At 62.6% G+C, this 8,406-nt stretch carries 7 protein-coding genes and 1 rRNA gene; 2 read left to right on the top strand and 6 right to left on the bottom strand.

Features of this window, described 5'->3' with window-relative positions; genetic code table 11:
* The 6 genes from KBZ14_RS14205 to KBZ14_RS14180 form a co-directional block, all read right to left on the bottom strand.
* Positions 1-85: ribosomal RNA gene (locus KBZ14_RS14205) — 16S ribosomal RNA — on the bottom strand; the annotation flags it as partial.
* 618 nt (positions 86-703) lie between these two features.
* The gene (locus tag KBZ14_RS14200) at positions 704-1,510 is read right to left on the bottom strand and encodes an inositol monophosphatase family protein (RefSeq protein ID WP_399211291.1); all 807 of its coding nucleotides are present in this window, start codon (positions 1,508-1,510) and stop codon (positions 704-706) included.
* Positions 1,510-2,862, bottom strand: coding sequence for a BCD family MFS transporter (locus KBZ14_RS14195; RefSeq protein ID WP_315856155.1), 1,353 nt, complete (start codon positions 2,860-2,862; stop codon positions 1,510-1,512). Before KBZ14_RS14195 ends, KBZ14_RS14200 begins: the two co-directional genes overlap by 1 nt.
* A gap of 80 nt (positions 2,863-2,942) precedes the next feature.
* Positions 2,943-4,628 (bottom strand): TolC family protein, encoded by a 1,686-nt coding sequence (locus tag KBZ14_RS14190; RefSeq protein ID WP_255118996.1) that lies wholly within the window; start codon positions 4,626-4,628, stop codon positions 2,943-2,945.
* 94 nt (positions 4,629-4,722) lie between these two features.
* Positions 4,723-6,114 (bottom strand): TIGR03279 family radical SAM protein, encoded by a 1,392-nt coding sequence (locus KBZ14_RS14185; protein ID WP_255118995.1) that lies wholly within the window; start codon positions 6,112-6,114, stop codon positions 4,723-4,725.
* 27 nt (positions 6,115-6,141) lie between these two features.
* Positions 6,142-7,014: an undecaprenyl-diphosphate phosphatase gene (locus tag KBZ14_RS14180; RefSeq protein ID WP_255118994.1), complete on the bottom strand. Its 873-nt coding sequence runs from the start codon at positions 7,012-7,014 to the stop codon at positions 6,142-6,144.
* A 113-nt stretch (positions 7,015-7,127) separates the two neighbouring features.
* On the opposite strand from KBZ14_RS14180, the gene KBZ14_RS14175 reads away from it, so the two are divergent.
* Positions 7,128-7,886: a DUF3120 domain-containing protein gene (locus KBZ14_RS14175; protein WP_399219665.1), complete on the top strand. Its 759-nt coding sequence runs from the start codon at positions 7,128-7,130 to the stop codon at positions 7,884-7,886.
* A 110-nt stretch (positions 7,887-7,996) separates the two neighbouring features.
* Positions 7,997-8,374, top strand: coding sequence for a photosystem II complex extrinsic protein PsbU (gene psbU / locus KBZ14_RS14170; RefSeq protein WP_255118993.1), 378 nt, complete (start codon positions 7,997-7,999; stop codon positions 8,372-8,374).
* Positions 8,375-8,406 lie beyond the last annotated feature (32 nt).

Raw genomic sequence — 8,406 nt, 5'->3', positions numbered from 1 at the left:
CCACTAACCCGAAGGTTCGTTCGACTTGCATGTGTTAAGCACGCCGCCAGCGTTCATCCTGAGCCAGGATCAAACTCTCCGTTGTAGACCAGTCCTCTTGATTAAACCCTAACTTAAAAAAGCTAGAATTAACCTCAACTTGGCTTGCTCATCACCCATAATCTAACTGGCGTTAAAATTACAGTTGGAGCCACTTCCTCTGACAGAAGCTTGCAAAGAGTGCAATTAGAAATCTCTTTCCTCTTGACTTTCCCGAATCTCAGATCCGGTCGTAGTCCCGCTCCCATCGGCACACCATCAAACCAGTCTCGTGAAAAACTAACTTGAACACCAATGGGTGGTCCTACTAAAATATTTTGACGGGACCTCACACCTTCACTGCACTTACGGCCACACTCCCGAGCTCCAACAACCTCCCTCTCAAGTGAGCAGGTGTCGCAGGCTCCTCGGAACGCATGACGCAGTGAAAGCGTCAGTTCCTAAACTTTTCGGTTGTCCAGGTTCTCCTTCCGCCCTCTCGGGCTTCCGGTTCGGCGACCTCGTCGGCCGCTCAGAAAACTTACAACACCGTCGGCTCGCGCCTCCTCCGTTGCAAGTCGCCGCAAAACCCTCTCAGGCTTTTTGGCTCTGCGCTCTCGCCTTTCGGCTCCTGCGCAGTCCAAAACCATAACACCCGATACCGCTCTCCAGTCAACCCCGTGCTTTACACACGGCCCACAAGGGCTTCGGCCCAGGGCAGGAAGGTGGAGAGGGTGGCCTGATCCCGGGCCGCCAGCACTGGGAAATCGGCCTGGGCTAGATCTTCACCGGGCTGCAGCGCACCCGGATCACGGCTCAGCCAACGGATCGGGCAATCCAATTCATGAAGCACCAGCCAGGCGGCCGCCAGATCCCAGATCTTGGGCGTAGCCTCCAGCGCAGACACGGTTTGCCCCAGCGCCACGCTCACCAGATTCAGGCTGGCCACACCCAGCAGCCGAATCTTGCCGGGGAAGCGCTGGTTCGGCAGCTTCTGCAGCACGCCGATGGAACGGCTGCATAGGGAAGTACAACCGGCCACCTGCTGACGGGCCGATGGGGGATCGAGGGGTTTGCCCTTGCGCCAGGCCCCCGCTCCACGCACGGCCACGATGCGCTGCCGCAGCGGCGGCACATCCAGCACGGCCAACACAGGCACACCCCGCTCAAAGCGGGCGATGGAGATGGCCCAATAGGGAATGCCCGCCGCGAAGTTGGTGGTGCCATCGAGGGGATCCACCACCCAATAGGCCTCGCTACCCGGCACCGACTGGCTGCCCTCCTCACTGAGCACGCCCTCCCCGGGGTAGAGCTCGGCCAGACCCTGCACGAGGGTGGCGTCACTCCACCGGTCACAGGCGGTGATCAAGCTGCCGTCGGCTTTGGCTTCCGAATCCAGCTGGCCAAAATCCTGGCGCTGGCGCTCCGCAACCCGATCGATCAAGACCTCCAGAGGCCCCAGATCCGCAGGCAAGTCAGAGAGGCGGGTCATCATCCGAGCTCAGCGGCAAGAACACGATCAAGACTGCGACCCGTGTCCTCACGGAACTGACGCAGATTGAGGCGACTCAACAGGGTGAGCGCCAAGAAGGCAATGGCAGCCTCCACCAGCAGCACGGCGGCGTAAGACCCGTAGATCGGTCCGTCCGGCTGTAGCCAGCGGGCCAGATCCAGCAATCCTCCACCCAACAGCTTGCCAATGGCACGGGACAGGGCCTGGGCCAAACCCCAGACCCCAACAAAGGTTCCCGCTGCCTGGGGCAAGGTGAGATCCAGCATGAGACACAGGGTGCTGTTGGTGCCTATCCCCGAAGCCAGCCCGAACAGAACCATCACGATGCGCAGCAGATTGGCCTGAGCGGAGAGCCCAACAAGCACCAGAAGGAGCAGGCAGCCCAGAATCATCTGGCAGCCCAGCCGAGCAGAGGCGAATTTGCCAAGGCGCGGCACCAGCCAGAACCCCGCCAGAAGCAGGCCCACCAGGGTTCCCACGCCCCAGAGCGCGCTCAGCGCTGCCGTGGCGGCAATGGGCATCCCAAACACCTCAGCGCCATAACTCTCCAGGATCGGGTCCTGCAGGAACAGGGCCAGGGTGAAGGTCAAGAGAAAGGTGAAGAACACCAGCACCTGGGGGCTGGAGGTGATCAACTGCCAGGCCTGCCGCAGGCTGATGGCATCATCGCGATTGGCTCCAGAACTGAGCCGCCCTCCAGGTTCAGCCGGTTCCATACCCCAGGTGGCCACCACGGTGAGGGCCAGCACCGCCAGCGACACCCGCAACATGAAGGCCAACAACACGGGTTGCAGCACGCTGGGGTCGGACACGCCATCCAGCCCCTTAAGGCTGACCGCCGTGGCGATGGCTCCCACCACGATGCCCACGGTGAGCAAACACCAGATCAGGCCCACGGCCCGAGGGCGCTCCTGCTCCTCGGTGAGATCGATCACTAGAGCGAGATAGGGCGTGGTGGCCAAGGAAATCGCCAGGCCGTAGAGGGCGAACAGGCCGCACAGGGCTGCCACACCCAAGCCGATCGCCCAGGGCTGGCCTGTGCTGAAGGCGGCCTGCAGGCGAAAGATCAGCGGGATCGAGAGCACCGCCAGGACGCTGAACACGGCCGTGCCTAGCCAGATGTAAGGGGTGCGGTGCCGCCCCGCCCAGGGATGGGCATCGGACAGCTGACCGAACAGGATCCGGGACGGAGCCATGAACTGCTCGAAGGCCAGAGCACCGCCCACCAGCAGGCCGGGAAATTCGAGCTCTGTGAGCATCACCCGATTCAAAAGCCCGGCAAAGATCACCGCCAGGCAGCCGAGGCAACCCTGGAACAGACCAAGGCGCAACAGGCGAGGGAGGGGAAGAGCCAGCGGATGATCCAGCGCTGAGCAAAGAGGTTAGGTCCCCCGCCGGTGGTTTAAACGGGTCAGCCCTTGCTGCTGGCCTGACAAGCCGGCTGCAGGGGTTCGGGTGGTACTGGCACCGTTACATCCCCAATAGGCTTCGTGGCAGACAAGGCGGGAGGCTGGCAGATCGCCACTTGATCCAAACCTGTGCGGCGGCGCAGCTGAGCCAGGTTGGAGTTGTAGTCCGCCAAGGCATTGGAATAACGCACCTCGGCCTGGGTGAGGTCACGTTGGTTGTCCACCACTTCGCGCTGGGTGCTCACCCCAGCCTGGAACCTCAGGCGAGCCAAGCGCAGGGATTCCCGAGCCGAGGCCACCTCGCGAGAGGTGGTTTGGATATTGCGGTTGGCACGCCCAAGTTGGTAAAAACTCTGCTCCACATCGAAGCGAATCTGGTCGCGGGTTCGCGCGAAATTGAAGGAGTTCTCCTGGGCCCTCTGCTTGGACTGGCGGTACTGGGCGCGTGCGGCACCACCGTCAAAAATATTCCAGGTGAGATTCATGCCCACGGAGTTATCGACCGCCCATCCCGAGCTGCCGGGCAAATCAACCAACACACCTTGATTACCGGTGTAGCGGTTGGTAACAAGCGAATTAAAGACATTCAGGAAGGGCTGAACTGAACCCAGGGCACTGTTGGCCTGGCTATTCGATACAGAAATCGAGAGGATGGCGTTGTCGAGTTCCTCGCGGAAGGCATACGCCGCAATAATGCTTTCCTGAATCGAGGGAATCCAGACCCCCAGCGGGCGCAGGGGCTCCTTCGCCGTTGGGGTGATGTTTTGGGGCAGGTCGAGGATCCGGGCCAGATCACGGCGGGCAATGCTCTGCTCGGAGAGGGAATCGGTGAGGAGCTGCTGGTCGCGAGCCAGCTGGGTTTCAGCCTCAAGCACCTCCAGCTTGGTGGCAACGCCAGCTTGGAAGCGAGCCTTGGCATCTCGCAAACTCACCAGCGAGGCCCGCACAGACTCTTGGCCGATGCGCACGCGATCATCGCTCAGCTGCAACTGGAAGTAGGCCTGGGCTGCCTGCAGGCGCAGCTCTCGCAGGGCAATCAAATACTGGTTCTTGGCCTGCTCGAACTGGTCGCGGGCAGCGGAAACCTGGGGCACCCGCTGGGGATTAATTAAGGCCCACTGCGCTGTGAGCGTTGCAGCCAAGGCCCAGCGACTGGTACTCGTCGAGCTGGTTGCAATCGGATCGTCAATCAGATTGCCGATGATCCCCTGATTAGCATCCGGATCGAAGCTGGTGCGCTGAGAACCGCCGGTGTAGGCGGGGAGGCTTCCAGCATTCAGGCTCAGCGTGGGATACCAGGAAGCAATCTGAGCCCGCAAATTAGACTGGGCTTGATCCACCTGGCTGGCAATCGCCTTGAGATTCGGATTGTTGACTTCAGCCAGGTTTTCAACATTCTTGAGGCTGAGGGGCCTGAGCTCCTGAATACGCACCTCCTCCACCTTCGTGGGCAGGGCGAGGCTGGCGGGTGACGCGAGCCGCCCTAAGCCCGAATCCAACGTCTTGGCAGCAGGAGGCAGCAAAGAGGGGTTGGACTTGGGCCGCGATCCCTTCACGGCAGGGGCTAGCGGAAGCGCTTGGGGAACAGGATCCAGGCTGGGGGGGGGAGATTGCTGGGGGCTAGCGGCGGGTTGAGCCGATCCCACCGGAGGAGCGGCAGCGAGCTGTTGGGCCTGCAGAGCAGGCATGGCCAGAGGGGACACAAAAGCTCCGGCGACCGCAATCCATGCCTTGAAAGACCCTGCCACCGATGCTGCGCTCGCTTTATTCGATCGCCAGAGTTTAGGGACTGCTCCCCAGCTCAGACAGGCAGGCAGCCACGATGTCATCCGCCCCATACACCAGCCGTACCAACACAGGTAGCTGCGCTGCAACGGCTTCCAGCCGCTGATCATCGAGAAATACCGGTTCTCCCTGCCGCAGCATTACGGCAGGGAGCAGCAATTCCGCACCAAGATCGCGATCGGCGAGGCCGGTGAGCAGGTCAGAGCCCGTGAGCAGACCAGTGACCACCTGCTCCTGCCCCCAATAGGGGCTGGGCAGGCCGTGGAGGATCACCTCCAGCCCTTCCACCGCATTCAGGCGCTCCACAGCGGGCCGCAGCGCTTCGGCCACCAGCTGGCCCACCACCCAGCTGACGCGGCGAGGCTGCTCCAGCGCCAAGGGCAACGCAACCGTGGCCGCATCCATGGCCTCCAGGAAGGAGCGAATGCTGCCCACGCCATTGCCCTCCTGGGGCAGGTCTTCGTAGTCGTCGCGAGGGGGCAGGGACAACCCTGCCATCAGGTACCACTCATCGGACAACCAGGCAAAGCGGCTGCCCAACTGCTCCTGAAAGCGGCGCTGGAGGGGCTCCACCTGGGCAATCACCCGCCGAGCGCACTCCCGATCCACGGGCACCAGGCCATCCCCATCAGGGCGGTAGCGGGTCAAACCCACGGGCACCACCGCAGCCGAGAGCACGGCGGGCCACTCGCCTGCCGCAAAGCTGGCGAGGTCGTGGAGGGTCTGCTCCAGGGCTGGGCCATCGTTCTGGCCTGGACACACGACCACCTGGGCATGGATCTGCAACTGGCGCTGGCCAAACCAGGCCAGTTGATCCATCAGCAAGGCCGCCCGCGGGTTCACCAACAGCCGCGAGCGCAAGGCCGGATCCGTGGCATGCACCGACACGAACAGGGGGGAGAGCCGCTGCTCCTCAATCCGCTGCCAATCGGCGGCGGTGAGATTGGTCAGGGTCAGATAGGAGCCATACAGAAAGCTGAGGCGGTAGTCATCGTCCTTGAAGTAGAGACTGCGGCGATGGCCGGGAGGCTGCTGATCGATAAAGCAGAAGGGACAGTGGTTGTTGCACTGCTTGAGGCCGTCGAACAGGGCTTCGGTGAAACCCAGGCCCAGCCCCTCATCGGCATCTTTCTCCAGCTCCACCACATGGATCGATCCATCCGGATCCTGCACCTCGAGGGTGAGCTCCTCCTCGCCCACCAGAAAGTGGAGATCGATCAGATCCCTAGGGCGAACGCCATTGATGCTGAGTAGTTTGTCGCCGGGCTGGATGCCCAGCTCATCCCCAATGGAGTCCGGCTCCACGGTGTCCACCACAGCAGGCTGGGGCACGCGAGCCTCGCCGCTCAACTCAGCTAGGGCAACGCCCGCAGAGGGTTCTTTCCACACAGAAGCCGAACGAAGACAAGGGTGCTCTCAGTTTGAGCCCACGCCGAGACGACCGGCGGACAGGATCAAAAACACCCCAAAGAACAGGCGGTAGCCCACAAACCACCAAGTGCTGTGGTTCTGCAGAAATTTGAGCAGCCAGGCAATCGCCAGCCAGGACACCACAGCCGCCGCGACGATGCCCACAAGCAGAGGAACCACGCCGCCCGACACCGGCTCACTGAAGGCGTCCTTGAGTTCCACCAAGCCAGCCAAGGTGATGGCAGGAATGCCCAGCAGAAAGGAAAAGCGGGCAGCATCAGCACGCCGCCAGCCATCAAACAGAGAGGCGGTGAGGGTGCTGCCCGAGCGGGACACACCAGGAATAAGCGCAAGGGCCTGGGCCAGACCCACCAGCAGTCCATCCCTGAAGCGCACATCGGCCAACAGCCGATGACGACGGCCCAGCTGTTCAGCCAGAGCCAGCAACAGAGCCATCAGCACGGACACGACACCAATCGAGAAGAGGCTGCGCAGGGGGGAATGGTCGAAGTCCTCAACGAACAGCTTGATCGCCAAACCAGCCAGCACGATCGGCACCGTTCCCAGCAGAATCGCCAGCCCCAGGCGAGCCGAAGGGTCATCCCAACGGCGGCTGCGCAGGGCCTCGCCCACGGCAACGGCCACGTTCTGCAGATCTCGGCGGAAAAAGGCAATCACCGCCACGATGCTGCCCAGTTGAATCACGGCGGTGACCGAGACCCCAGGATCTCCCCAGCCCAGCAGCACCGGCACCACCTTGAGATGCGCCGTGCTGCTGATGGGCAGAAATTCGGTGAGTCCCTGAACCACCCCAAGCACCAAGTAGTGCCAGCAGGCCTCTAGGGCCCCGAGCTGCTCAGGTGGGACCAATGCAGCCATGCGATGGGGGTGAAACGGGGATGGGGCAGACCCTATGGCGGCTCGAGGCCCTTGACCAGCACCGAACCCAGCCGCTAGCTCCCTTAAGGTTGAACACCTTTCTTCACAACCAGGTGCTCGGGGCCCCTCCCAGCTTTGCCGCCAGACCGCTAGCCCCTGCCCTGCGCCCCGGCAACGCCTCGCGTGTAGAAGGGCCTCGCTGGACCCCCACACTGGCTGGCGATTGGCCTCTGGCACTGGCAGGAGCCCTCCTGGTGGCCCTTCCTGTGTTCCTGCAGGCCCCCTGGGTTCGGATGGCCCCCTTCAGCGCCACCCTGTTCACCGCCCCGCTGCTGCTGGCCGGACTGTTGCTGGAACGCAGCCAGCGGCCCCGATGGTGCAGCGCCGGTGCTCTGCTGGTGGGATTCAGCGGTAGCTGGCTGGCCGGTTGCCTGTTCTGGGGTTGGTGCCGGCTTCACCCCGTTTGGCACCTGCCGATCGAAGCCTTTGCTCTGCCCCTCGCCATCGGCGGATTACAGGGCCGCTGGCGGCTGGCGGCCAGCTTCTACCTGGCCTCCTTGCTGGGCACCGCATGTACCGACGGCGTGATGGCCCTCACAGGCGTGATGGGCTGGTGGGTTCAGGTGCTCGAAGCCCCGATCCAGCAAGCACCCCAACTGCTGCATCAAGCCGCCCTGGGCGTGCTGGAGCCGCTTCCCCTGGTCATCACGGCCTGCGCAGGAGTGTTGCTCTCGGCCCTCTGCTGGCGCACTTGGGACCATGCCGACCCCGCCTGGCGACTGGCGGCCTCTGCCCTCGCCACAACCCTGGCAGTGGACGGGCTTTTCCTGGCGGCAGCACTCTGGGCCCCCCAGCTCAGCGGTCTGATCTGAAGAACTGCAAAAGCCTGCCGTAACAACTGCTGGCCGCTGACGGCTCACCTGTAGGTTTGCAGGGCTAGCTGCCTGGCAGCCCTGTGGTTCCCGTTCAGACGGAGTGTTCGATGAAACGGCTGGTTTCGTGGCTCATGAGTGGAGTGCTGCTGGCTGGCCTGCTGCTCACCCTGATGATTGCCCCCTCGGCGCAGGCCGCCGAGCCCCGCAATGTGGCGGACGAGAAGATCGCCGAGCGGGATGGCAAGGTTGACCTCAACAACTGCTCGGTGCGTCGCTTCCAGGCCTACCCCGGCATGTATCCGACCCTTGCCGGCAAGATCGTCCTGGGCGGCCCCTACAACAGCGTTGACGACCTGTTCAATCTCGATCTGAGCACCCGCCAGAAGGAGCTGATTGAGAAGTACAAGGAGAACTTCACCGTGACGCCTCCGTCCATTGCCCTGAATGAGGGTTTTGACAGGATCAACGATGGTCAGTACCGCTGATTCCTTCAGGTTTTAGATTGGTGAAATGGTGA

The sequence above is a fragment of the Synechococcus sp. HJ21-Hayes genome (assembly GCF_024345835.1).
Classification (GTDB): domain Bacteria; phylum Cyanobacteriota; class Cyanobacteriia; order PCC-6307; family Cyanobiaceae; genus Vulcanococcus.
Note: the sequence above shows the minus strand (reverse complement) of the source record. Positions and strands in the feature narration are given on the sequence as shown.

Coding starts and splice junctions, on each gene's coding strand:
- KBZ14_RS14200 (WP_399211291.1), bottom strand. CDS start 1,510: ATGACCCGCCTCTCTGACTTGCCTGCGGATCTGGGGCCTCTGGAGGTC.
- KBZ14_RS14190 (WP_255118996.1), bottom strand. CDS start 4,628: ATGCCTGCTCTGCAGGCCCAACAGCTCGCTGCCGCTCCTCCGGTGGGA.
- KBZ14_RS14180 (WP_255118994.1), bottom strand. CDS start 7,014: ATGGCTGCATTGGTCCCACCTGAGCAGCTCGGGGCCCTAGAGGCCTGC.
- psbU (WP_255118993.1), top strand. CDS start 7,997: ATGAAACGGCTGGTTTCGTGGCTCATGAGTGGAGTGCTGCTGGCTGGC.